This window comes from Flavobacterium sp. MK4S-17, assembly GCF_009848495.1.
GTDB lineage: Bacteria > Bacteroidota > Bacteroidia > Flavobacteriales > Flavobacteriaceae > Flavobacterium.
Window position 1 is genome coordinate 238,436 of record NZ_WWEP01000001.1, and the last position, 26,181, is coordinate 264,616.

General features: G+C 38.6%; 23 protein-coding genes. 14 read left to right on the plus strand and 9 right to left on the minus strand.

Annotated features, from left to right (window positions below; genetic code table 11):
* Positions 1-61: 61 nt before the first annotated feature.
* A complete protein-coding gene (locus tag GSF09_RS01190) occupies positions 62-1,747 on the plus strand; it encodes a T9SS-dependent choice-of-anchor J family protein (protein WP_159799095.1) in 1,686 nt (561 codons plus the stop codon).
* Positions 1,748-1,813: 66 nt separating this feature from the next.
* Here the strand turns inward: GSF09_RS01190 and GSF09_RS01195 are convergent, their stop codons facing one another.
* Together GSF09_RS01195 and GSF09_RS01200 are read right to left on the minus strand one after the other, a co-directional pair.
* Positions 1,814-2,833 carry a TQO small subunit DoxD gene (locus tag GSF09_RS01195; protein WP_159799096.1) on the minus strand — a complete coding sequence of 340 codons (1,020 nt, stop codon included), beginning with the start codon at positions 2,831-2,833 and terminating at the stop codon, positions 1,814-1,816.
* Between the two features lie 110 nt (positions 2,834-2,943).
* A complete protein-coding gene (locus tag GSF09_RS01200) occupies positions 2,944-3,315 on the minus strand; it encodes a hypothetical protein (RefSeq protein WP_159799097.1) in 372 nt (123 codons plus the stop codon).
* A gap of 399 nt (positions 3,316-3,714) precedes the next feature.
* Here GSF09_RS01200 and GSF09_RS13720 point away from each other — a divergent pair, with 399 nt between their 5' ends.
* From GSF09_RS13720 to GSF09_RS01245, 9 genes are all read left to right on the plus strand, one after another.
* Positions 3,715-4,083 (plus strand): hypothetical protein, encoded by a 369-nt coding sequence (locus GSF09_RS13720; protein ID WP_201309307.1) that lies wholly within the window; start codon positions 3,715-3,717, stop codon positions 4,081-4,083.
* 175 nt (positions 4,084-4,258) lie between these two features.
* Positions 4,259-4,591 (plus strand): hypothetical protein, encoded by a 333-nt coding sequence (locus tag GSF09_RS01210; protein WP_159799098.1) that lies wholly within the window; start codon positions 4,259-4,261, stop codon positions 4,589-4,591.
* 2 nt (positions 4,592-4,593) lie between these two features.
* Positions 4,594-4,671: a potassium-transporting ATPase subunit F gene (locus tag GSF09_RS01215; RefSeq protein ID WP_159799142.1), complete on the plus strand. Its 78-nt coding sequence runs from the start codon at positions 4,594-4,596 to the stop codon at positions 4,669-4,671.
* Positions 4,672-4,674: 3 nt separating this feature from the next.
* Positions 4,675-6,372 carry a potassium-transporting ATPase subunit KdpA gene (gene kdpA, locus GSF09_RS01220; RefSeq protein ID WP_159799099.1) on the plus strand — a complete coding sequence of 566 codons (1,698 nt, stop codon included), beginning with the start codon at positions 4,675-4,677 and terminating at the stop codon, positions 6,370-6,372.
* An 18-nt stretch (positions 6,373-6,390) separates the two neighbouring features.
* Positions 6,391-8,430, plus strand: a complete 2,040-nt coding sequence (kdpB, locus tag GSF09_RS01225; protein ID WP_159799100.1) for a potassium-transporting ATPase subunit KdpB — start codon at positions 6,391-6,393, stop codon at positions 8,428-8,430.
* A gap of 11 nt (positions 8,431-8,441) precedes the next feature.
* Positions 8,442-9,002, plus strand: a complete 561-nt coding sequence (locus GSF09_RS01230) for a K(+)-transporting ATPase subunit C (RefSeq protein WP_159799101.1) — start codon at positions 8,442-8,444, stop codon at positions 9,000-9,002.
* The gene (locus tag GSF09_RS01235) at positions 8,999-10,102 is read left to right on the plus strand and encodes a porin (RefSeq protein WP_159799102.1); all 1,104 of its coding nucleotides are present in this window, start codon (positions 8,999-9,001) and stop codon (positions 10,100-10,102) included. Before GSF09_RS01230 ends, GSF09_RS01235 begins: the two co-directional genes overlap by 4 nt.
* Entirely contained in the window at positions 10,102-11,223 is a 1,122-nt protein-coding gene (locus GSF09_RS01240; RefSeq protein WP_159799103.1) for a sensor protein KdpD, read from the plus strand. The genes GSF09_RS01235 and GSF09_RS01240 overlap by 1 nt, the downstream gene beginning before the upstream one ends.
* 3 nt (positions 11,224-11,226) lie before the next feature.
* On the plus strand, positions 11,227-12,945 hold the full coding sequence (locus GSF09_RS01245) for an ATP-binding protein (RefSeq protein ID WP_159799104.1): 1,719 nt from the start codon (positions 11,227-11,229) through the stop codon (positions 12,943-12,945).
* A gap of 13 nt (positions 12,946-12,958) precedes the next feature.
* Here the strand turns inward: GSF09_RS01245 and GSF09_RS01250 are convergent, their stop codons facing one another.
* From GSF09_RS01250 to GSF09_RS01275, 6 genes are all read right to left on the minus strand, one after another.
* Positions 12,959-14,923: a protein-disulfide reductase DsbD gene (locus GSF09_RS01250; protein WP_159799105.1), complete on the minus strand. Its 1,965-nt coding sequence runs from the start codon at positions 14,921-14,923 to the stop codon at positions 12,959-12,961.
* Entirely contained in the window at positions 14,923-16,233 is a 1,311-nt protein-coding gene (gene tilS, locus GSF09_RS01255) for a tRNA lysidine(34) synthetase TilS (RefSeq protein ID WP_159799106.1), read from the minus strand. Before tilS ends, GSF09_RS01250 begins: the two co-directional genes overlap by 1 nt.
* 35 nt (positions 16,234-16,268) lie before the next feature.
* Positions 16,269-17,576, minus strand: coding sequence for an anthranilate synthase component I family protein (locus GSF09_RS01260; RefSeq protein ID WP_159799107.1), 1,308 nt, complete (start codon positions 17,574-17,576; stop codon positions 16,269-16,271).
* A 69-nt stretch (positions 17,577-17,645) separates the two neighbouring features.
* Entirely contained in the window at positions 17,646-19,052 is a 1,407-nt protein-coding gene (gene lpdA / locus GSF09_RS01265; RefSeq protein WP_159799108.1) for a dihydrolipoyl dehydrogenase, read from the minus strand.
* 103 nt (positions 19,053-19,155) lie between these two features.
* Complete coding sequence (locus GSF09_RS01270) at positions 19,156-20,763, minus strand: carboxylesterase/lipase family protein (protein WP_159799109.1); 1,608 nt, start codon at positions 20,761-20,763, stop codon at positions 19,156-19,158.
* A 36-nt stretch (positions 20,764-20,799) separates the two neighbouring features.
* Positions 20,800-21,258, minus strand: a complete 459-nt coding sequence (locus GSF09_RS01275) for an Lrp/AsnC family transcriptional regulator (RefSeq protein WP_159799110.1) — start codon at positions 21,256-21,258, stop codon at positions 20,800-20,802.
* Between the two features lie 160 nt (positions 21,259-21,418).
* Here GSF09_RS01275 and GSF09_RS01280 point away from each other — a divergent pair, with 160 nt between their 5' ends.
* The 4 genes from GSF09_RS01280 (at position 21,419) to GSF09_RS01295 (ending at position 24,909) form a co-directional block, all read left to right on the plus strand.
* Positions 21,419-22,624 (plus strand): aminotransferase class I/II-fold pyridoxal phosphate-dependent enzyme, encoded by a 1,206-nt coding sequence (locus GSF09_RS01280; RefSeq protein WP_159799111.1) that lies wholly within the window; start codon positions 21,419-21,421, stop codon positions 22,622-22,624.
* 124 nt (positions 22,625-22,748) lie between these two features.
* Entirely contained in the window at positions 22,749-23,315 is a 567-nt protein-coding gene (locus GSF09_RS01285; RefSeq protein WP_159799112.1) for a hypothetical protein, read from the plus strand.
* A 69-nt stretch (positions 23,316-23,384) separates the two neighbouring features.
* On the plus strand, positions 23,385-24,089 hold the full coding sequence (locus tag GSF09_RS01290) for a 7-cyano-7-deazaguanine synthase (RefSeq protein WP_159799113.1): 705 nt from the start codon (positions 23,385-23,387) through the stop codon (positions 24,087-24,089).
* Between the two features lie 133 nt (positions 24,090-24,222).
* The gene (locus GSF09_RS01295) at positions 24,223-24,909 is read left to right on the plus strand and encodes an OmpW family protein (protein ID WP_159799114.1); all 687 of its coding nucleotides are present in this window, start codon (positions 24,223-24,225) and stop codon (positions 24,907-24,909) included.
* Positions 24,910-24,959: 50 nt separating this feature from the next.
* On the opposite strand, the gene GSF09_RS01300 is transcribed toward GSF09_RS01295, so the two are convergent.
* Positions 24,960-26,096, minus strand: coding sequence for a cysteine desulfurase family protein (locus GSF09_RS01300; protein WP_159799115.1), 1,137 nt, complete (start codon positions 26,094-26,096; stop codon positions 24,960-24,962).
* Positions 26,097-26,181 lie beyond the last annotated feature (85 nt).

Genomic DNA, 26,181 nt, shown 5'->3' on the forward strand with positions numbered 1-26,181 from the left:
TAGGTTAGCAGCTAAACAAAATTTATCCTATATATAAGGAAAACATTACTTAAAACATCAAATGCAAAAATTAAACAACCTGTTTGTTGTGTTGGCTTTTATAGGCGCAACTTTAAACTTACATGCACAAACCACAATCCTTGACGAAACTTTACTAACGCAGGAAAGCTTTACTACTTTTACACCGGTTAGTGTAACGGGTTATCAAAACTGGTATTTTAGTTCCTCTTACGGTGCTGTCTGCAGCGGCTATTCAGGCGGGCAAAGCTATGAAAATGAAGACTGGCTGGTTAGCCCTGTTATGAATTTATCTGAAGTGGATAATGCACAATTATCTTTCAGCCATGCCCGTGGCAATGCCGCAGTAATGAACGTGGGTGTTGAGCAGGGCTGGTATAAAGTGTATGCAACCGCAGCATATACGGGCGACCCGCTAACTACCCAGTGGATTGAGCTTCAGGGGGTAAATCAAAATATTACTTCTGCCTGGCAGTATATATCTTCGGGAAATATTACTATTCCCCAGGCTGCAAAATCGCAAAATTCCCGAATTGCATTCCGCTATATCAGTTCGGCATCCCAAAGTGCAACCTGGGAAATTAAGAATGTAAAAGTTACAGGTGATTACCAGGGTACCAATCCCGGTTCAGGCGGTGTTTTTAAAATTACAAACTGGAATACAGAGTGGCTTGGCTGCGATACGTTTGGCCCAAGTAATGAAAACCAGCAAATTAATAATGTTGTGAGTGCCATGCTTACTATGAATGCTGATATTTACTGCCTGCAGGAAGTTTCTAATACTGTATCAAGCCCATCAATAGCAACTATTGTTTCACTATTGGGGAGCGATGAATGGGGAGGCTCTATAGTACCTTCCAACACCGGCGACTGCAACCAAAGGCAGGGTATCATTTATAAAAAATCAAGGGTACAGTTTGTAAGTGCTATGGAACTGAATAACGGTAATGCCGCACTGGGCAATTCTTACTATTACAACTGGTCAAGCGGGCGTTTTCCTGCATTATATAATGTAAACCTAATTTCAGGTAATGCATCCGTACCCCTTACCATTATAAACATACATGCCAAAGCCGAAGACAATGAAGCTATGAGCCATACCCGCAGGGCAGGTGCTTCGCAGGCTTTAAAAACAATACTTGACGGTACAAACTACAACACAAAAAACCTTGTAATAGTTGGTGATTTTAATGATTACCTTATTGGCACAAACAACTACGCGTGCAATTGCGGTGTATCACCTTATAAAAACTTTATGGATGATACAAGCAATTACAGTGGCATCACCAAATATATAAATGATGTAGATACAAGCTGGGGCGTGCGCCCTTTAATAGAGCATTTTATAATTTCCAATGAACTGGCAGATAATTATATAAGCAACAGTGCCAAGCAGGAAATTACAATACCGCAAACCATCAGCAATTATTACAATACAACTTCCGGGCACCTGCCGGTAAGTGCCACATTTGAATTTTCTACATTAAGCAATACGAAAAATCCTGATTTTGTAGACCATTGGTCAATTTACCCTAACCCAGTGAAGGACATTCTGAATATTGAAAATATGGATATTACATATAATAATACCATTGAAATATATGACCTGACAGGAAGGCAAATAATGGCCAAGAATTTAACCGAAGATAAAGTTAATGTAAGTGCATTTCCTGCCGGTGTTTATATTTTAAAAATAGGTAACAGAAGTAAGAAATTTATAAAAGAATAATTACCGATTCATATAAACAAAAATGGCAGCTATAGCTGCCATTTTTGTTTATTACCTCCTACCCCATTAATTTATTTTTATAACGTGTTCCCAATAGGCACCACTTATATCTGTTATTTTTAAAGTGTAATCCCCTGTAGGCAGATTTACCAGATTATCATTAAATAAATTAAAAGTAGCCTTTGCCCCTAATGGAACAACAAGGCTGTGTTTACCCGGTTTAATTTTGGCGATATAATAGTTATTTATACTTTCTTTTGAAAGTGATGCCAATTCGTTTTGGATATATTCCATAATTGTATTGTTACTTTCATCCAACAGTTCTATACCTATTACCCAAGAACCGTAAACATCGGCACCTTCTGTCCTGAACATATCAAACGAGAGCATGTCTTGCGTTATATTGCCGTTGGTAATTTCAAGTTTCGGCTTTACCGATTTGTTGTGAAGTTCACCCCAAAGCCCACCATGAAAAACCTGGTTAGTAAGTAAAGTTATAAAAAAGATAAGCAAAGAGCCTCCCAAAACAATTTTAGGAAAAACATTTTCTTTTAGTGGTAAAGCACCAGAACCTAAATAGGCAAACCATTTACTTTTAGCTATCCTGAAGTTATTCTTTATTAAATAATTATCTAATGAATATTTACCGCTTCCTGAAAGGAATAAAACAAAACCTGCTGCCATACCCAAAACACCAATCTGCCATTCATCAAGGCAGGTAGTGCCTATCCAGCCTGAACCTAAAAGTATACCCAGTGCTAAGAGAAATATCCCTGCACTCATCATTCTTGTAAACAACCCTAACATTATGAACAAGCCTACTATACCTTCAATTACTGTAAAAATTACCATGTTATACCAAAGTACTTCGGGATTTTCTACCATATACTGAATCAGCGGTTTTATGCCTAAAGCATTCGGTAAAAAATGATTGAATTTTTCACCAATATAACCCGGAGCTTCCGGGTCAAGCTTATTCTCTAAAATAAGGCGCCTCCAAAACGCTGAAAAGTAAGTCCACCCTACTACTAACCGTATCGCTAAAGCCAAAAGCCCTGCGTCATTTTTTATATTTATTTTTTCCATACTATTTTATATGCTTAATTATCACCAAAAGAATGTGGTGACTGTTTGAATTTAATATATCCCTGAATCAAATTTTGAGTTTCTAACCCAAAATACGTGATAATAAAGGTTTACAGATATTCCTTAAAATTTTGGTATAATATATAAAGTGGGATTTTGGCAGCCTGACTGCTCAGTGGGCTATATGCCAAAGCAGGCTGTTTAGAAAAATAAGGCAAATGAAAAAACCATTTCTTACCTGAAAAGATTACAGACAAATATTTGCCTGCGGATTTTTCTTTAACAGAAGTGGTTTTGGTAACTTCAAAATCACTACAAGTGCTGCTTAAGGTAGTTTGACTTTTATTCGTAACCTCTGTTTGGGGAATACCAAGCCCTGACTGAATGGATTTCCTGACTTTACAAGGAGAAATCAACAGCAGTAAAGCCAAAAGCAAAATTGGAAGTATGTTACTTGTCAACCTTGTGTTTTTACCATTCATGCCGCAAATTTATAAAATCTAAAATAGAAGTAAATTACCATTTGGAGATTGTAACAACTATTTTTAATATGCAAATAAAATAAAAGTTAATACTAATTAAATATTTTTACGTTGTATCTTAATTATAATTATTACTTATTCCATAAAAAATTTACTGTTACTAGCCTTTACCTTTTGTTACAGTTTTACAATAGCACAAAAAATAGAAAAAGATTCTCTTTTAAAAAAAGATATAGATATAGTACTGGAGGAGATTCAATTTATGTATGACTATGACCAAGCGATGAGGGAATATAGTTTATTTAAAACATTTGACAAAAAAAAACAGACAGTATAGAAAACTTGGAATCAGGCCTCACACGGAAATATATTGTTGAGCATAAATTTAAGTCTGATACCTTGTCAAAATACATTTTCAAAAACTATATCAACTATTTTGATGATTTGCATACAAAAAGAATTATTCAACTGACAAAGAAATATGGTTTTCCTTCCAGAGAAAGACTTGAATTATATTCCCAAAAAGAATTTGGAGAAGAATTTAACCCTTATATATTAATGGTTCATGCACCGAAGGTATACTGGGAAGAGTTGAAAGTTTTAATGAAACAAGAACTGCTTTACGGAACTATAGACAGATGCAAGTATGGACATTTATTATGGCATTTTAACGGCAGGAAAGATGTAAATGACCTCCTAAATAATGGTTTTGAATATATAGTAGATGAAAATGGCACTAAAACGCTAAGCGCTGTAAATTGTGATTGATGCCTTGACTTTAGTAACTCCAGTCGTACCTATCATTATAAAAGTATATGCCCTATCATTTTGATAGGGTTTACTTTTTTACAAATTAATTACACCCCTTAATATCAATTATTTAAGTAATTTTAATATTTCAGGTACAGGTTTTGGCATAACAGGATAAAACAAATTTATCCTTATGGAAACCAAAATTAAAAAAACAATTGACGAATGGCTGCCGGAAGCCGTGGGCACGCTGAGCAGTGATACTGTAAACGATTATGATATGCTTCGTTCGGTATCTGAATATTGCCTGCTTAATGCTGCCGGCAATAAAGAAAAAGTTACAGAAGTTTTCAAAGTAATCAACATGCTGTATCAGGAAGGGCATGCCTATACCCGGCACTGTATAGAAAACGAATTTATCTGCAACTTTATAGAAAACTCCCCTGCCCTCCCCCTTAGGGAATATATCAACTACATGCCATCCCCGCTTAAAGAAGCATTTATTAAAACCCTTATAGAATTATAATTATGGCAGCACTATTTATCCTGGCACTGGCTGTTTTTGCCTATATAGCCTATGTATTAATTAAACCTGAAAAATTTTAAACTATGGACAGTGAAATATTAGGCATAATTGTAACGTATGGGTTAGTATTATTATTTGCCATACCATTAGGCAGGTATATAGGAAAAGTATTCACTTATGAAAATACATGGCTCGATAAGGTTTTTAACCCTTTAGACAGGCTGTTCTTTAAGATAGGAGGTATTAATACCGGTAAAGAAATGACCTGGAAGGAACACTTGGTTGCTTTACTGACTATTAATCTTACCTGGTTTATATTATCTATGCTGGTTCTTACCAATATGGCATGGCTTCCTCTCAACCCCGATGAAAACCCGTCTATGAGTTTAGACCTGGCTTTTAATACCTCGGTAAGCTTCGTAACAAATACTAACCTGCAGCATTATTCAGGAGAAACTGCCTTGTCCTATTTAGGGCAGCTTACACTCATGTTATGGCAGTTTATAAGTGCTGCAACCGGCATTGCTATTTGTGCTGTGGTATTTAAGGCCATGAAAGCAAAAACAGCAAATACGTTGGGTAACTTTTACAGCTATTTTGTGCGTTCAGCAACAAGGATCCTATTTCCGCTTGCTGTTATTGTTGCAATTATACTTGCCTTTAACGGTACACCTATGACATTTGAAGGCAAAGATAGTATTACAACCCTTGAAGGTGAGCAACAGGAGATAAGCCGTGGCCCCGTAGCCGCTTTTGTTGCCATCAAGCAGTTAGGCACAAACGGAGGAGGCTTTTATGGGCCTAACTCCTCTAATCCTATGGAAAACCCTACCTACTTAACTAATATAGTGGAAACGGTATCCATATTCCTTATCCCCATTGCGCTTGTTTTTGCTTTAGGCTATGTTTTAAAACGCAGGAAAATGGCCTGGACTATTTACGGAGTCATGACAATGGGATTTTTATTATTGCTCATTCCCTCTGTAATAAGTGAGATGAACGGCAACGCTGCTATAGGCGAAATGGGCATTTCACAACAAATGGGAAGTATGGAAGGTAAAGAAGTTAGGTTTGGCGCAGCAGCATCCGCTAACTGGGCAACTTATACAACATGTACCAGTAACGGGTCGGTAAATGCCATGCACGATAGTATGACACCAATAACAGGAGCCACTACGCTGTTGGGAATGATGGTAAATTGTTTTTACGGTGGTGTTGGTGTCGGCTTCCTTAATTTTTACATATTTATTATACTGGCTGTTTTTATAAGCGGGTTAATGGTAGGGCGCACTCCTGAATTTTTAGGTAAGAAAATTGAAGCCCGCGAAATGAAAATTGCAATGATGGTGGCTCTTTTACATCCCTTTTTAATTTTAGCAGGTACTGCGCTGGCAAGCTATATTTATGCCGGCAATCCGCAGGAATATGCTGGCTGGCTGGCTAATCCGGGATATCATGGTTTCAGCGAAATGTTATATGAGTTTACCTCTTCCTCAGCCAATAATGGTAGTGGTTTTGAAGGACTGGGCGACAATACCCCTTTCTGGAATTATGCCTGCGGGGTTGTAATGCTGTTGGCAAGATACCTGCCTATTATAGGGCCTGTTGCCATAGCCGGAATACTGGCTTCAAAAAAATACGTTCCTGAAAGTTCGGGTACGCTTAAAACGGATACAGCCACATTTGGGTTTATGGTTTTTGCGGTAATATTTATCGTGGCTGCACTATCCTTTTTCCCTGCCCTAACACTTGGCCCAATCGCTGAATATTTTTCAATGTGAAATAAAAACAATTAAAAAATGAAATCTCAAAATACATCATTGTTTCAGGGAGGCATTGTAAAACAGTCCTTAAAACAATCTTTTATAAAACTTAACCCGTTAACACTCATAAAAAACCCGGTTATGTTTACTGTGGAAGTGGGAACTGCGGTAATATTATGTGTCTGCATCTGGATTTTGGCAGGCGAACAGTCACAAGGTAGTTTTGCCTATAACTTTACATTATTTATGCTGTTGCTGCTAACACTCCTGTTTGCCAATTTTGCCGAGGCAATAGCCGAAGCACGTGGCAAATCGCAGGCTGACAGCTTGAGGAAAACAAGGGAGGAAACACCTGCAAAGAAAATTGAGGCGGTTGGGGAACTGTATGTAAATGAAGTTAACATAGTACCATCCTCAAGCCTTAAAAAAGGAGATTATTTTATCTGTGAAGCAGGTGATATTATCCCTGCTGACGGGGAAATAATTGAAGGACTTGCCACTATTGATGAGAGCGCCATTACAGGTGAAAGCGCCCCGGTAATCCGTGAGGCGGGTGGCGATAAAAGTTCTGTTACAGGTGGTACAAAAGTATTGTCCGATAAAATAACAGTACAAGTAACCACGCAGCAGGGTGAAAGTTTTCTTGACAAGATGATTGCACTGGTAGAGGGTGCATCCCGTCAAAAAACACCCAATGAGATAGCGCTTACAATACTCCTGGCAGGATTTACGCTTGTTTTTATAATTGTTTGTGTAACCCTTAAACCTTTTGCAGATTATGCTGATGTGCCCATAACAATAGCTGCTTTTATATCCCTATTTATATGCCTTATCCCTACCACAATCGGCGGGCTGCTTTCTGCAATAGGCATAGCGGGTATGGACAGGGCATTAAGAGCCAATGTAATAACCAAATCAGGTAAGGCGGTTGAAACTGCAGGTGATATTGATGTACTGCTTCTGGATAAAACCGGTACCATAACCATCGGCAACCGTAAAGCCACCCATTTCCATACTGCACAGGCAGTTGATGAAAAAATTTTTATAAAAGCCGCTGTATTAAGTTCGCTGGCAGATGAAACGCCCGAAGGCAAGTCAATTATTGAATTATCCGGTATTGACGCTCATACGGTTAAGATTGAGAACCCAAGGTTTATAAAGTTTACGGCTGAAACCAGAAGCTCAGGGATTGATTTTGGTCAAACCCGAATAAGGAAAGGGGCTTATGATGCTATTAAAAACCTGGTGGAGCAATCAGGAAATATTTTTCCTGAATACATAACTGAAATAGTACATAAAATATCGGCCAATGGCGGTACCCCGCTTGTGGTTTGCGAAAATGAAAAAGTACTGGGAGTTATTGAGCTGCAGGATATTATCAAGACAGGAATAAAGGAACGCTTTGAAAGATTACGCAAAATGGGAGTTAAAACGGTTATGGTTACCGGAGATAATCCATTAACGGCAAAATACATAGCTGAAAAAGCAGGAGTTGACGACTTTATTGCAGAAGCAAAGCCTGAAGATAAAATGAACTACATAAAAAATGAGCAGCAGCAAGGCAAGTTGGTAGCCATGATGGGCGATGGAACCAATGACGCCCCTGCCCTTGCACAGGCAGATGTAGGGGTTGCCATGAACAGTGGTACACAGGCTGCTAAAGAGGCAGGAAATATGGTTGACCTTGACAACGACCCCACTAAGCTTATTGAGATAGTGGAAATAGGCAAACAGCTTTTAATGACAAGGGGAACACTTACTACCTTTAGCATAGCTAATGACGTAGCCAAATATTTTGCTATTATTCCTGCATTGTTTATTGCTGCCATACCTGCCCTGCAGGGCTTAAATGTAATGAACCTGCACAGCCCTGAAAGTGCCATACTATCGGCTGTAATATTTAATGCTGTCATTATACCCTTGCTTATCCCGTTAGCATTAAAAGGTGTTGCCTACAAGCCAATAGGTGCTTCTGCCCTGTTAAGGCGAAATCTGCTTGTGTATGGGCTTGGTGGTGTTATAGCCCCTTTTATAGGCATAAAACTAATAGACCTTTTTGTAGCATTGTTTATTTAAATATTATAAAAATGAAAAACCATATAGTACCAGCCATAAGGCTAACATTATTCTGTGCTGTTTTCTTTTGCGGTTTTTATACGCTTAGTATCCTTGGCATAGCACAGTTTGCACCCAATAAAGGAAAAGGGGAAATAGTTTCTGCTGAAGGAAAAATCCATCATATAAATGTAGCGCAAAACTTTACGCAGGACAGTTATTTTTGGCCGCGACCTTCTGCGGTTGATTATAACGGTGCCGGCTCAGGCGGAAGCAACAAAGGGCCATCCAACCCTGATTACTTAGCTGAAGTAGAAGCACGTATTGATAGTTTTCTGTTAAAAAATCCGGGGATTGACCGTAAAGATATACCTTCTGAAATGGTTACTTCTTCCGGAAGCGGCCTTGATCCGCATATTAGTGTTGCAGCAGCAAAAATTCAGGTAAAGCGCATTGCAAAAGCGCGAAACCTCCCAGAACAAAAAATTACAAGCATTATAAAAGACAATACTGAAAAACCTTTATTAGGATTTTTAGGTACAGAAAAAATAAATGTATTACAGCTTAACTTAGCATTAAATAATTTGAAATGAATACCAAACAAACAATAGCAGCTTTTTTAACTTTAATAGGATTAAATGCCTATGCCCAGGAAGATTCGCTTAAAATACTTCCGGTAAAAATTAATCCAAACCTTACGATAAGCGGATATGTTGAAACTTATTATGCATACGACTTTAATGAACCTGAAAGTAACACACGTCCCTCCTTTTTCTATTCACACAACCGGCACAATGAAGTTGCACTTAATTTAGGTTTTATAAAAGCAGCTTATGATAATGGCTCTGTAAGGGCTAACCTGGCGCTTATGGCGGGTAGTTATGCCAACGCAAACCTTGCAGCAGAAGAAGGAGTACTTAAAAATGTTTATGAAGCGAATGCAGGTGTAAAACTTTCAAAAACAGCCAGCATGTGGATAGATGCAGGTATATTTGCATCGCACATTGGTTTTGAAAGTGCAGTAGGTAAAGATTGCTGGACAGTAACACGCAGCATGCTTGCCGACAATTCCCCGTACTACGAAAGCGGTGCAAAAATATCCTATACGAGCCCTTCAGGTAAATGGTTTGTTAGCGGGTTGGTGCTTAACGGCTGGCAGCGCATACAAAGGCCCGATGGTAATAAAACATTGGCTTTCGGCCATCAGCTTACCTACAGGCCCAATGCCAGGATTACCTTAAACAGCAGTTCTTTTGTGGGTAATGATAAACCTGACACTGAAAAACGCATGCGTTATTTCCATAACCTGTACGGGCAGTTTCAGTTTAGTGATAAGTTTGGATTAATTACAGGATTTGATATTGGTGCAGAACAAAAAAACAAAGGAAGCGAAAGCTATAATATTTGGTACTCCCCTGTTGTTATTGCCCAATACCGGTTGAATGATAAAATGGCAATAGCCGTGCGCGGCGAATATTATAGCGACGAGGACGAGGTTATAGTATCGACAGGCACAGAGAACGGGTTTAAAACCCTGGGATATTCAGCTAATTTTGATTATGCCATTTTTGAAAATGTGGTTTGGCGGCTTGAGGCAAGAAGCCTTAACAGCAAAGATGCTATTTTCCTGAAAGGAGATGAAGCCGTTAACAATAATACTTTTATTACCACAGCATTAGCCATTTCATTTTAATGACAGAAAAAGATATAAATGCAAAACGGTTTCTCGACCTGATACAAAAATCAAGGAGAGGTAAGTTTAAGGTCTACATCGGCATGAGTGCCGGTGTGGGCAAAACTTTCCGTATGCTGCAGGAAGCACATACGCTGCTTCGTAACGGCATTGATGTTAAAATAGGTTTTATAGAAACGCACAACCGTTTAGAAACACATGCGCTTTTAGAAGGGTTGCCCGTTGTACCGAAACGTTCGCTTTACTATAAAGGAAAATACCTTGAAGAAATGGATGTGCAGGCCATTATAAACCTCCGCCCTGAAGTTGTTATTGTAGATGAACTGGCGCACACCAATATAGAAGGCAGTAAAAATGAGAAACGCTGGCAGGATGTAATTGATATACTTGATGCTGGAATTAACGTTATCAGTGCAGTAAATATTCAGCATATTGAAAGCCTTAACGATGATATTAAGGAAATTACCGGTATTGAAGTTAAAGAACGCATTCCTGACAGTGTTCTAAAAGCGGCTGATGAAGTTGTAAACATTGATTTAACTGCCGATGAACTTATTACCCGCCTTAAAGAGGGAAAAATATATACACAGGATAAAATCCAGTCGGCGCTTGGTAATTTTTTTAAGCCACAGCATATTTTACAACTTCGCGAACTGGCGCTGAAGGAAGTGGCAAGCCAGGTTGAGCGCAAAGTAGAAACCGAGATAACAGGAAGCAGCCTTAAGCAGGAACGGTTTTTAGCCTGTATTAGCAGTAACCATATTACAGCGAAAACGGTACTGCGAAAAACTGCACGACTCGCTAATTATTACCACAGTAAATGGTATGTACTTTACGTGGAAACACCTAAAGAACGAGGCGATAAAATTGCATTGGATAAGCAACGGCATCTTATCAACAACTTCAGGCTGGCTACTGAACTGGGGGCAGAAATTATCAGGGTAAAAAACAGCAAGGTTTCCACTGCCATCATCCAACAGGCAGAGGCAAGGAAAATAACTACTATTTGTATAGGCAAGCCCCATATAAACCTGTTCAAGGTAATTTTATCCACCAATATCTTTAAATCTTTATTAAATAAATTAACTTCGAGTAATATTGACCTTATCATACTTTCATAACACATGAAAATAAAAACAAAATTAAGGCTGGCCGTTGGTATACTTTTCTTTTTTATCGCCCTTTTATCCGCATTGGCTATAAGGCAGGTGCATTTACTCTCAAAAGACACAAAAAATATTTTGGAGGCTAATTATATTTCGCTGGACTATACAAGGAATATGCATAAGCTGATAGATAAACCCTTAATAACCGCCGAAGACCTTGCGGAGTTTGAAAATTTACTAAAAAAACAAAATGCTAATATTACTGAGATTGGTGAACGGGAACTTACCGAAGAATTGCAAAACCATTTCAATGCATTAAAATCACAGCCTGATAATAATGTTTTTATTTCCAATTTAAGGAGAGATTTAAATGATATAATGAAACTAAACATGGATGCTATCCTTAGAAAGAGTGATACGGCAGGGCAAACCGCAGATAACTCTATTTTATGGATTTCTGTGGCAAGTGCGTTTTGTTTTATAATGGGTTTTACTTTACTGGTTAACCTTCCCGGTTATATAGCCAACCCTATTAAAAACCTAACGGACAGTATAAAGCAGATAGCAGCAAAAAACTATTCACAGCGGCTTTACTTTAAAGGGCATGACGAGTTTTCATCATTAGCCGGGTCATTCAATACAATGGCTGAAAAGCTACAGGAGTACAGTGACAGCAATATTGCTAAATTAATGATGGAAAAAAAGAGGATTGAAACGCTTATTAATAATCTTTTTGACCCGGTACTGGGGCTTGATGAAAAAAACAGGATACTTTTTATAAATGAGCAGGCCTTAAAAATATCAGGGCTCAAAAGAGAGGATGCAATAGGCAGGCAGGCTGAAGAAGTTGCCGTAACGAATGACCTTATACGTTCACTGCTTCAGAAAATGGCAGTTAAGGAAAATAAGGACAACTCATTAAAAATTTATGCTGATAATAAAGAAAGCTATTTTGAAAAACAGTTAGTACCTATCAGTATTGTACCCACCGGTGAGGAAAAACAAACAGAGATAGGCTCTTTTATTATTTTAAGGAATATTACTCCTTATAAAGAACTGGATTTTGCTAAAACCAACTTTATTGCAACAGTATCCCACGAATTTAAAACGCCTATAGCCTCAATGAAAATGAGCCTTCAGCTATTGGATAACCAACAGACCGGGGATTTAAACGAAGAACAAAAAAACTTGCTGGAAAGTATTAAGGATGATACCGACAGGCTTTTAAGGACAACCGGGGAACTGCTGAATATATCGCAGGTGGAAACCGGAAAAACCAAGTTAATAATGGAGGCTGCCGATGTTAACACCATAATTAATAATGCTATAGAAAACAACAGGAAACTGGCAGGGCAAAAATCTATTGTTATAAATTTTGAAAGTAAAGACCATCCTTATATTTCTGTAGATAAAGAAAAAGCAACCTGGATAATTTCCAACCTTATTTCTAATGCTATACGGTATTCTTATGATAATACCGAAATTGATATAAAAACCTTTATACTTGAAAATAAGCTAACAGTATCTGTTAAAGATAGTGGCATTGGAATAGACCCAAAATACCTGCCGCGCATATTTGACAAGTATTTCAGGGTTCCGGGCACAGAAAAAGAAGGCACAGGGCTTGGGCTTGCCATAAGCAAAGAATTTATAGAAGCTATGGGAGGAACTATAACCGTTTATAGCCATTTAGGTGAAGGAAGTGAGTTTTTAACTGCATTCCTTATCACGGAATAATAATTATAAAACTTTATTTTTTAAAATTAGCAATTCCTTCCTTTAACCACTGTTCATATTCCTCAATATCCGGAGTGTAGCCTACAGGCTCATTAAGGTTTTGCTCGTTTAAATCCATCAGTACGTAATATGGTTGTGCATTTGCCTTATATCTTGTTATCTGGAAATCACTCCATTTATTTCCTATGGTTTTTATTTTCTTTCCGGTAGTTTCAGATATGTATTGCTCATCTTCAGGCAATGTTTCTTTATAATCCACATACAAGGATATTAAAACCACATCATTTTTCAGGATTGAGAGAATCCTTTCATCTGACCATACATAGTCTTCCATTTTCCTGCAATTAACACAGGCATACCCTGTAAAGTCAAGTAAAACCGGTTTACCTATAGACTTAGCATAAGCAAGCCCAGTATCATAATCTTCAAAAGCAACAATTCCATGCACTGCAAGTTTAGCCCCATCAGGCAGGGGCTGCCCATCAGTTAACGTTTTACCAGACCCACCAAAACCAAACGGTGATTCACTATAATTGGATGGGGGCGGAAAACCGCTTACCAGCTTTAAAGGCGCTCCCCATAAACCGGGTATAAGATAAATAGTAAATGATAATACTAAGAGCCCTAATGATAATCTTCCTACCGATATTGATTGTAACGGGCTGTCATGCGGCAAGGTGATTTTACCAAAGAGATACAAAGCAAGCACTCCGAAAATAGCTATCCATATAGCAAGAAAAGTTTCCCTTTCCAAAATATGCAATTGCAATACAAGATCGGCATTTGAAAGAAATTTAAATGCAAGTGCAAGTTCCAGGAAGCCAAGAAAAACTTTTACAGTATTAAGCCACCCACCGGATTTAGGCAATGAATTAAGCCAGCCAGGAAACATAGCAAAAAGCATAAAAGGTAATGCAAGTGCCGATGAAAAGCCAAGCATGCCAACTATAGGTGCTATTCCACCTTTTGAGGCTGCTTCTACAAGCAGGGTACCCACAATGGGGCCTGTACATGAAAATGAAACAATAGCCAGTGCAAGCGCCATAAAAAGGATACCTATTATACCTCCCCTATCGGCTTGCCTGTCCACTTTATTTGCCCAGGAATTTGGCAGCATTATTTCAAAAGCTCCCAAAAACGAAAAAGCAAAAACTACCAGTAATACAAAAAATACAAGGTTAAATATTACGTTGGTAGATAATGCGTTGAGTGAGTCTGCACCAAAAACAGCAGTTACCAGAGAACCTAAAATAACATATATTATTATAATGGAAATACCGTAAAAAATAGCATTACGTATCCCTGCAGCCCTTGTTTTGCTTTGTTTAGTAAAAAAGCTAACCGTCATAGGTATCATAGGGAATACACAAGGTGTAAGCAATGCTGCAAACCCTGAGAAAAATGCTATTATAAATATTGTAAAAAGCCCTTTTTGTTCATCTTTATTATCTGTTGGGGCTCTTTTTACTTCTGCTTTTTTTGTAACAGGCGCAGCAACTTCCTCAAAGTCACTAACTTCCTTTGATGTTAATGTTTTGGTGTCGAATTCAAAATATTTGTTTTGCTGTATGCATACCTCTTTGCATACCTGGTAATATAGTTCAACCTGTAATATTCCGACCTGCTGGCCAGTAACCTTTACTTTTTGTTTTAATTCGGCTGTTTTACTGAAAAATGTTTCATCAACGCCAAAAATATCGTTAAAGGCTGTTTCTGTTTTACTTTCTTCCGCTTTCCCTACAGCTTCATATTTTCCTTTATTGTTATGTAATATAACGTCAAGCGGGAGTGCACCGCCTTCATTGGTAAATTGGGAATAAACATGCCATTCGTCTTCTATACTGCCATTAAAAGTCAGTATATATTCTTTATCTGATGTTTTTTCGATTTTTGAAGTCCATTTAACAGGATCAAGTATCTGCGCCTGAGAAGTAAAAAATACCAGGCATAGTAATAAAATATAATGCAGTTTTTTCATTACGGTAAAACTTCTATTTTTAATATTTGTGTTGTTTCTTCGGTTACTTTAAAACGTTCGTCGGCACGCCTGCCGATTATCCATATAATAGCTTCTGCTGAACAAAGCAGCCATATATCTTCCTTTTCAGGCAAGGACATTTTTTCATCCTTAAAATATTTGGAAACCTTTTTCTTCTGCCCTCCCATACCTATTGGGTAAAAATAATCTCCCTCCTGCCATTTCCTTACAAATAACGGAAATTTAATATGCTCATTGTCTACATAAACAGCAGTTTTAATCAAATCTTTAGGAAGGGTATCAACTTTATTTGCAGATAGCCTTATCGGGTAGTCCATAATTCCATCTTTATTCAGTATATAAACCGCTGTATCATTTTCCTTTATAGGCTCAAGTATAAGCACATTCCTGTTTTTAATGAGCCTGTGGCTTCCGGAAACCACCTGTTTGCCTGATTGTGCCTCGGCAAGGCTATATACATCATCCCATGCGGTAAAGCCAAACGGATGCAGCCACTGGTACAAATAAGCCTTATAATTAGGCAACCTTTTAAACTGACTGATATTAAAGTGCTTCTGCCCCTCCTTTTCTTCTACCACCTGTTTATATACTATTACAGATGCATCTTCTACCAAAGACTGTGCCTGTTGCAAATGGTTAATAGTATTTTTAAAGGAATCGGTAAAAGACGTATTAAGCTCTTTTAAAACAGGGATAACTGTATGCCGCAGTTTGTTACGCAGGTATTTATCAGTAGCATTACTGCTGTCCTCCCGCCAGTTTATATTATTCTGTTTGGCATAATCTTCAATCTCATGCCTTGTAAAAGGCAAAAGCGGACGTATAATATTTCCATTTTGCTGTGGTATTCCCGTTAAACCCTCCAACCCGGTACCACGTGTAAAATTTATAAGTAAAGTTTCAATGTTGTCATCAAGGTGGTGGGCGGTTAATAAATATTTATAGCCAAAATCAGCCATTACTTCATTAAACCATATATAACGTAACTGCCTTGCCGCTACCTGAACTGAAAGTTTAGAATCGGAAGCAAAACGTATTGTATCAAAAACTGTTACGTGAAATTTTAAAGTTTCTTTTTCAGTATATTCCTTTACAAATTTTTCATCGCCATCACTTTCCTCTCCCCTTAAATTAAAATTGCAGTGTGCTATGGCAATATCATAATTAAGGGATTTAAGTAAATGGCACAAAACCATACTGTCAACACCACCGCTAACAGCTAACAGCAATGTACTGCCCTTTAAAAAAGGAAAATCTCTATCCAGATGCTCTTTTAATTGTAACTCCATTAACTAAGGAAAACAGGACTGTAAAGTTACCCTTTTTATTGCAAATTGCCATTACCGGAAAGCACCTTAAACATGGCTGCCGCTTTAAGAAGGCATTCGTCATATTCCTGTTCCGGGCTGGCCTTGGCCGTAATGGCACTGCCTACCGAAAAAGACAGGTATTTTTTATCGCTGTTATATAAAATACTCCTGATTACTACATTAAAATCAAAATCGCCCTGCGGTGTAAAATACCCTATGGCACCGCTATAAAGGCCGCGTTTTGTTTCCTCCAGTTTTTCTATAATATGCATTGCCGATATTTTAGGCGCACCGGTCATGCTGCCCATAGGGAAAGCAGCTTTAATTACATCTACAGGTGTGTGCCCTTCTGCTATTTGAGATACTACGGTAGAAATTAAATGGTGTACCTGTTTAAAGGTATAGGCTCCGCATAGCTCCTCTACGTCAACAGTGGCTTTAGCTGCAGTGCGCGACAGGTCATTACGCACCAGGTCGACAATCATTATATTTTCCGAACGCTCTTTTTCATTATGCTGTAATGTATCCTTTATAATGCTGTCCTCTGTTTCATCTTTACTTCTTCTCGCCGTACCTTTTATAGGCTGTGATATTATTTTACCATCTTCTTTCCTTATATACCTTTCAGGCGAAGCACACATAAGGTAATGGTTATAATTTTTAAAATAAGCAGCAAAAGGAGGTTCGGAAATTTTGTTCAGGTCATTATATATATGCAAAGTATTTATAGCAGCATTCTCTGCATAAAACTCCATGCAAAAGTTTGCTTCATAAATATCGCCCCTGTAAATATGCGAAAGCATCTGTCCTGCCTTATCCAAATAATCATGTCTGGAAATTCGCTGTTTTATAGTAATATCACCTACAATGGTATCGTTATTTTCTTCTGTTTTATAATTAATTATTTCATTTAAATCATAATCCATTTCATCCTCACAAACAGAAAGATATAAAATTTTTAAATTATTATTTTTAAGCAAAAACAATTTCTTAGGCTGAAAAAAATAAAGGTCGGGAAACTCAAGTCCGTCAAAATTTCTGGAAGTAAGTTTTTCAGTATCATTTTTCAGGTCATAGGATAGATAACCAAATATCCAGTCCCCGGTAATTTGCTGGTATGTATTTAAATCTTCAAAAGCATTATGGTAATCTGTCTTTATAGAAGTAAATGCATCCACTGCGAGTACAGCATCAAAAGAACTGTATTTTTGATTATAATAATTGCTGTCCAGGAAAACAATTTCCCTGTATTGCTGCGCCCAAGCTAAGAGGCGGCTTTTAATATCCTTATCATTAACAGTTATATTTACTGACTTTCGCATACAAAGCAAAATTATAAAAGAAGCATAAAAAAACAGCCGGCTGTAAAGGCAGGCTGTTTTTTTTAGTTATTACATGTGTAACGGCCTGTTGTCGGTAGCGACCAGTGCTGCTTCCTTAACCGCCTCGGCATAGGTTGGGTGTGCATGGCTCATTCTTGATATATCCTCAGCAGATGCTTTAAACTCCATAGCGGTAACCGCTTCGGCTATAAGGTCGGCAGTACGTGCACCAATCATGTGCACACCCAGCACCTCATCTGTTTTTGCATCAGCAAGTATCTTCACAAAACCGTCAGTATCCATACTGGCGCGGGAACGGCCCAGTGCTTTAAAAGGAAAGCTGCCTGATTTATACTCAATACCGGCTTCTTTAAGCTGCTCCTCGGTTTTGCCTACAGCAGCTACTTCCGGCCATGTATATACAACACCCGGAATAAGGTTATAATCAATATGCGGTTTTTGGCCGGCTATTGTTTCAGCTACAAACACACCTTCTTCTTCAGCTTTATGGGCAAGCATGGCACCACGCACCACATCACCAATAGCATAAATATTAGATACATTAGTCTGTAAATGCTCATTAACCTCTATCTGTCCCCTTTCAGTAACTTTTACACCTGCCTTATCAGCATTCAGCCCTTCAGTAAACGGGCGCCTGCCTACCGATACAAGTGCATAATCGCCTTCAAGTGTAATAGTTTCGCCTTTTGCATTGTCGGCTTCCACTTTAACGCCTTTGCCATTATTTTCTACAGACTTTACCTTGTGTGAAGTGTAAAATTTCATGCCCTGCTTTTTAAGTACCTTTGTAAGCTCTTTAGATAAGGCCGCATCCATACCGGGAATAATCCTGTCAAGATACTCAACAACCGATACCTCAGCACCTAAACGCAGGTACACCTGCCCAAGCTCCAGCCCTATTACCCCACCGCCTATAACTATAAGGTGCTTAGGAACCTCTTTAAGCTTTAAAGCCTCTGTAGAAGTTATTACCCTTTCTTTATCGATTTTAATAAAAGGCAGTGTAGATGGTTTTGAGCCTGTGGCTATAATAGTATATTTTGCCTCGATGGTTTCATCAGAACCGTCATTTTTAATAATTTTAATATGAGTTGCATCCTCAAAAGAGCCGGTACCTTCAAAAACAGTTATTTTGTTTTTACCCATAAGATATTTAATGCCGCTCACATTTTGCTCTACAACTCCCTGTTTGCGGGCTATCATCTGCTCAAAATTTACCTTAACCTCGCCGGGTATTTCAATACCGTGCTCTTTAAAATGGGTAATGGCATCATGATAATGGTGAGAAGAATCAAGCAGGGCCTTTGATGGAATACAGCCCACATTAAGGCAGGTACCACCAAGCGTAGGATATTTTTCTATAATGGCTGTATTAAAGCCTAATTGTGCACTGCGTATGGCAGCTACATATCCTCCGGGGCCTGAACCTATAACGACAACGTCAAATGAACTCATATTATAGTTTTTTGTGTGTTTAAATTTTGTAAGCAAATTTAGGCAATATCATTTATATCGGGCTAAATAAAAAAGAGGAATTTAATTCCTCTTTTTGCAGTTATTACTTTTCTGTATAAATTTTATCCAGGAATTTATACCGTTCTGTATTTTGCTCTGCCCGTTCACGGCTGGTGGCATTAATATCCATTAGTATCAGCTCGCTGTCAGTCCTCACTACCGGCCAGCCATACTGCCCCTCACCGTTAGGATTGCCGGTTTTAATAAAATTGGCAAAATAGTTCAGCATATTTTCAGAAGCCTTGTAATCATCCTTATCCCACTCATAAACTTTATTAGTGCTCAAATTACCAAAGGCATATTCAATATCCGAGGCATGAGCTGCGCCTTTTACCGGTTTCGGCATTACAGGCTCCTCTGTTTTACCTCCTTTAATTATACCGCCTGCAAGCCCTGCCTTGGCATCGCCCAGTTCGGGTTTCATATCCGGCCTTGGTTTAGAGAAGCAGTAAACATACACAGGATGTTTTGCCTGTGCGTGCAGCAGTGCCCATTTCCTTGTGCCATATACCATAAACCTATCGCTTACCAGTTCTGTTGCTGACTGTATAACTTCTTCTTCCGTATTTCCGGGATAAAACTTTAATATTTCATCGGCATTGCTGCCGAAATTTTCTTCCACCAAATGCCTGTAATTTTCAGGGCTTGGATATTGGCCCTGCATAAATGCTGTATATGGCAGCTCAGTAGATGTCCATCCTGTTAAAAGCGGTACTTCGGCCTGGCTCCCCTCTTTAAAGGTTTCTACTGGCGTGTTTTGTAAAAAATATCCATCAATAGTTGCCCTTGCCCTGCCCCAAAGGGTATCGATTTCCAATAACTTTTCAGCAGGTAGTTCCCTTAGCTTTTTAAATGAGTTAATCTGTGATTTTTCCATAAAAATTACCCCGTTATTTTCAGCCTCATTAATAGGGATGGCTTCATAGGTCGGCTTAATCATAGCACCGCTTTGCCCTATTGCACCTGTAATGAGTTTTTTTGAAAGCGGTGAAGCCATGTGTGCTGAAACAGAGATAGAGCCTGCCGACTCACCCCCTATTGTTATTTTATCAGGATTACCGCCAAATGCAGCTATATTGTTTTTTACCCACACTAGGGCTGCATGCTGGTCCAGCATACCATAATTTCCCGAAGATGAATTGGGCGACTCTTTTGTAAGTTCTGGGTGCGAAAAGAACCCGAATATTCCTAGCCTGTAATTTACTGTTACCACAACTATTCCCTTTTTTGCAAGGTTTTCCCCGTCATAGCGGTATTCAGAACCATCTCCGGCTATAAAGCCCCCGCCATAAAAATAAACCAGTACCGGCAGCTTTTCGTCAGCATTCTTTGCAGGTGTCCATACATTAAGGTACAGGCAGTCCTCACTCATACTCGGCGACCTGAAATTCATATCTCCAAAAACCCTTTTCTGCATAGGTGAATTTCCAAAAGCGGTAGCTTTATACACCTTTTTCCATTTGGCAGGGGGCTGTGGCTCCTTCCACCTTAAATTGCCTACCGGCGGTTGTGCAAAGGGCACGCCTTTGTAAACATTTACCCCAGAAGTTTCTGTTACACCTTCCAGCATACCCTGAGCAATTTTAACCTGCGGGGCTTTTTGCGCCATTGCTGTTAGGGCTAACAGCAGTAATAAATATGATTTTTTCATTTATAGTAGTATTTTGCCCAAATATACAATTATGGCTTATATGGTGATAATGTTAGTGTTTTTTACTTCAGAAATTACAAATGTACTGTGTGTGCTTCCTATGTGCTGCAACGTGGTAAGCTTTGTTACCATAAATTCCCTGTAGGCTTCCATATCCTGTACATAAATTTTAAGGATATAATCATAATCGCCACTCACATGGTAACATTCCAGTACTTCGTCCAGTTTTTTAACTTCCTCTTCAAAACGCGTGAGGTATTCCTTTATATGCTGAACCAGCTTAATATGGCAAAACACTATAAATGCCTTTTGTACCTTTTTATTATTCAGCAGGGCAACATATTTATCAATTATCCCCTCGCGTTCCAGTTTTTTTACACGCTCATAAACAGCCGTAACCGAAAGGTTAAGCTTCAGCGACAGCTCTTTAGTGGTACGCCGGCTATCCGTTTGCAATAGCATCAGGAGTTTTTTATCTGTTGCATCTAAATTCATTGTGAAAAATTTTCTGTATCAGGTTTACATATAAACAAAGTAATGAAAATAAAACTATATTTTACCCTGTAAATAGTTATAACATCTGAATAAATATGCTAACATTGATTTTAAAACTAAATTTTATTCATTTTGGGCACACAATCTAAATTAAAACAACATGAAATTTAATCCCGCTGACAAAATTCAGGATTTACAATATTTTGGTGAATTTGGAGGAGTAAACCCTTCTATTTCTGACTCTTCAACTTACACATTCCTTTCTGCCAAAACAATGTTCGACACGTTTGAAGGCAATGCCGAAGGGTGCTATTTATATTCCCGGCATTCCTCACCCAGTAACCTGTACCTGGGGCAGGCATTGGCTGCCATGGAAGGTACCGAAACAGCAAATGTTGCTGCTTCCGGCATGGGCGCAATAACTCCTGTATTACTGCAACTTTGCCAGTCGGGAGACCATATAGTTTCCAGCCGTACTATTTATGGCGGAACCTATGCATTCATGAAAAACTTTTTGCCAAGGCTGGATATTAAAACTTCATTTGTAGATATTACAAAACTGGATGTTGTAGAGGCTGCCATAACACCGCAAACCAAAGTGCTGTATTGCGAAACGGTAAGTAATCCGCTGCTTGAGGTAGCAGATATTGAAAGCCTTGCCAAAATAGCAAAAAAGCACAATATAAAACTGGTGGTTGATAATACTTTCTCACCCCTTTCTGTAGCGCCTGTAAAAATGGGAGCCGATGTAGTAATACACAGCTTAACCAAATTTATAAACGGCAGCAGCGATACTGTGGGCGGAGTAGTTTGCGGTACACAGGAGTTTATAGACAGCCTGCGCAATGTAAATGATGGCGCCAGTATGCTGCTAGGCCCCACTATGGACAGCCTTCGTGCTGCCAGTGTACTTAAAAACCTGCGCACATTGCACATAAGGATGAAGCAGCACAGCCATAACGCTTTATACCTTGCCGAACGGTTTGAAAAAGATGGGTTAAAAACCGTTTACCCGGGGCTGCAAAGCCACCCAAGCCACGAACTTTATAAAAACATGATTAATAAAGAATACGGTTTCGGCGGTATGCTGACAATAGATGTAGGTTCTTTAGACAAAGCCAATGAGCTGATGGAACTAATGCAAAACCGTAACCTGGGCTACCTTGCTGTAAGCTTGGGCTTTTATAAAACCTTGTTCAGTGCACCCGGAACTTCAACATCAAGCGAAATACCGCTGGAAGAACAAAAGGAAATGGGGCTTACAGACGGGCTTATACGTTTTTCAATAGGCCTTGATAATGATATTGAAAGGACTTATAACATGATGAAGGACTGTATGGTTGAATTAGGAATTTTAACCCAATAGTAAAAACTATTATTACTGCATAACTGCTAAATCCGCCTGAAAATTTCAGGCGGATTTTTTTATTATAAAATAAATACATTATATTTAGGTAGCAATAACAGCCACAATAACAACCTATTGTAACATGGACAGCACTATTAGGAAACACCTGGATAATCTATACAGTAAAAATGCAGAGGTAAGGTATGCATCCTTCAGGTACCTGCAGGATGAAACCAGGGAACCTGTATTGTGGGTAAAACTGGCATGGGATGATTTACTGGCATTATTGCACGGTGATAACCACCAGCGCGCCATAGGGGCGCAGTTGTTAAGCTCTTTAGCTAAAAGCGATCCTGACAGGATGATGAACTCGCTAAACAGTTTTATGCGGGTCACAGAAGATGATTTTTTTAAAACAGCCAGGTATGCCCTGCAGTCGGTATGGAAAATAGGAGTGGCAAGCACGGAATTAAAAGAAGAGGTTATTAAAAGGCTTGGCAAAAGATTTAAAGAATGTAATGAAGGAAAAAATTGTGAGCTTATACGCCGCGATATTATAGAGGTATTCCGCAAGATGTATGACTACCTTAAGGATGAGTACATTAAAGATTATACACTCATACTTATAGAAAAGGAAACGGAAGAAAAATACAGAAAAAAATACAGCGGATTATGGAACGATATATTAAGGCCGGAACTCCAAAAATAACCTTTGGCAAAAGGTGATTGTAATTGGTTTTACTATATATTTGGTGCATAAAACAACAATTAATTAATAATGGTATTAACTACTGATACGGGTGCTAAAGAGCCCGTTAAACTGCTGTGGACGAGTGGCTGGGACTCTACATTCCAGCTTTTAAGGCTGCTGCTTTTTGAAAAAAAACCTGTACAGCCGTATTATCTTATTGATGACAACAGGGCATCTCATAAAGCGGAAATTATTGCCATGGACAAGATCAGGCAAAAGCTAAATGAGCTGTATCCCTATACAAAGGATTTATTGCTTCCTACAGAATATTACAGGGTTTCTGAAATTGCGCCTGATAGTGATATAAGCGAAGCTTTTAAAAGGCTTACCAAAAATACATTTATGGGCATCCAGTATGAATGGCTGGCCAGGTATCTTTCACAGTTTAATATTAAAAATATACAGCTTGGCATTCACAAGGATGATAAAGCCAATATTTTGCGCAATAAAAATGAAGAGGGTACTGACGAGCAGAAGATATTCGGCTACTATACATTCCCGCTTATGGGTGTGAGCAAGTTAAAAATGCAGGAAACCTCTAAAGAACAAGGATGGGATAACATAATGGAAATGACATGGTTTTGCCATAAGCCAAAAAAAAACAATCCCTGTGGAAAGTGCAATCCCTGCCGCTATACTATTGAGGAAGGCATGGCAAGGCGCATACCGCTTTTCAGGCGCACATTAGGATATATTAAAATAATAAAGAGGAAAATCAAAGGAAAAAAATAAACAGGCTACAGCGGGATTAATTATCCCGCTTCTTTTTTAATTAAAGCGAAAATAGTTTTCAAACCATGATTTTAGTCAGGTTTTGTGCATTATGTGTTACCTACTTTTGAAGTGTAATTCAAAACACAAAACAATGAAGAAAATAGCTCTTGCTGTAATGGCTTTATCCCTTTTCAGCATAAATTTTGCAAACGCACAGGAAGAAACTACATCTAACGACTTTAAAAAATGGCAGGTTAGGCTTCGTGGTGTTGGTGTAATACCCGATGAAAGTGCTGATATAAAAACTATTGGCGGCGATGTAAATATTTCCAACACATTTATACCGGAACTTGACTTTACTTATTTCTTTACTAAAAATATTGCTGCCGAGCTTATACTGGGTACTACAAAGCATGATGTACATACAGTTGCTTCAGATATCTCGGCTGTAGGAGGTCCTACAAGTGCAGATGTGGATTTAGGCAGTGTATATTTATTGCCTCCAACACTTACCGTACAATACCATTTTTACCCATTTGCCGAAAAAGTATTTAAACCTTATATAGGTGCAGGTATTAACTACACTATTTTTTATAATGTTGATGCAGGAAGCACCGTTAAGGATGTTGAATATGACAATGCATTCGGGTATGCAGTACAGGCAGGTTTTGACCTGATGCTTAACGACAAATTCTTTATAAACGTTGATGCCAAAAAACTGTTCCTTAAAACAGATGTTACAGTAAATGCATCTAACCTTGCACCGGGATTAAGCATTCCTGCCGAAGTTGATATTAACCCACTACTTATTGGCTTTGGCGTGGGAATGAAATTTTAAGCCTTCATTTTAGTTTTTAGAGAGAAGAGCCGCTAGTGATAGCGGCTTTTTTATATTGTTTTTAGTGCGTCAACTAAAACATCTATATCCTGCTTTGTATTATAATGGCTGAAAGAAATGCGGAGTGACGGCTTTTTAATATCACTTTCATTCAGGATTTCCTTTAACACGTGCGAAGGCTTTATACTTCCAGACTGGCATGCGCTTCCCCTTGATACTGCCACCCCCTTCATATCCAGATGAAAAAGTATCATTGCCGTTTTCTCTTCGGGTAAAGGCAGCAATACATTCAGTATATTATAAAACAATTTGTCAGGCTCACTTCCTGCCCCATTAATGCTATATCCCGGCAGGCACGCATCAAGCTTTTCTACGAGGTAGCTTTTTAAATCCGATATATGTTTTTGCTCCATTTCAAGATTTTGATAAGATAACTGCAAGGCTTTAGCCATTCCTGCTACCTGGTGCACTGCTTCAGTACCGGCCCTTACGCCTTTTTCCTGTTCGCCACCGTAAATAACAGGATGCAAGGTTATATTTTTCCTTATATAAATAAAACCTGTGCCTTTAGGCCCATGAAATTTATGGGCACTCGCCGTAATAAAATCAACCGGTAAATTTTGCAGGTCTATACCTGTTTTCCCTACAGACTGTACTGTGTCACTCTGAAAAAATGCTTTATACTCCCTGCATAAATTCCCTACTGCGGCAATATCCAATACATGCCCTGTTTCGTTATTCACGTGCATAAGGCTAACAAGTGTTGGCACATCTTCTTTAAGTAATAATTCCAGGTGCGAAAAATCTATACTGCCGTTTGCATTTAAGTTTACAAAATTAACCGCTGTACCATATTCGGCATTCATGGCAAGGGCTGTATTTAATACCGCATGATGCTCAATACGGCTGGTTATTATGCGCTGCACCTTTAAATCCCTTACCGCGCTGCGTATAATAAGGTTAATACCCTCTGTTCCACCTGAAGTAAAAATAATTTCGCGTGCTTCGGCATTCAGAAGACCAGCAATAGTTTTTCGGGAAGTTTCCAGTACTACTTTGGCACTGCGCCCAAAACTGTGTGTAGAAGAAGGGTTTCCATAAATTCCACCCATTACTGCTGCCATTTCCGAAATTACTTCCGGGCGGATTGCTGTGGTAGATGCGTTATCAAGATATACTTTTTCCATTGGTGCAAAATTACAGAAAAACTCAGTGTAAATTTATTTTGGCAGGCACAGCTTCAAGTAACAGCCAAAAAACATTATTTTTGTG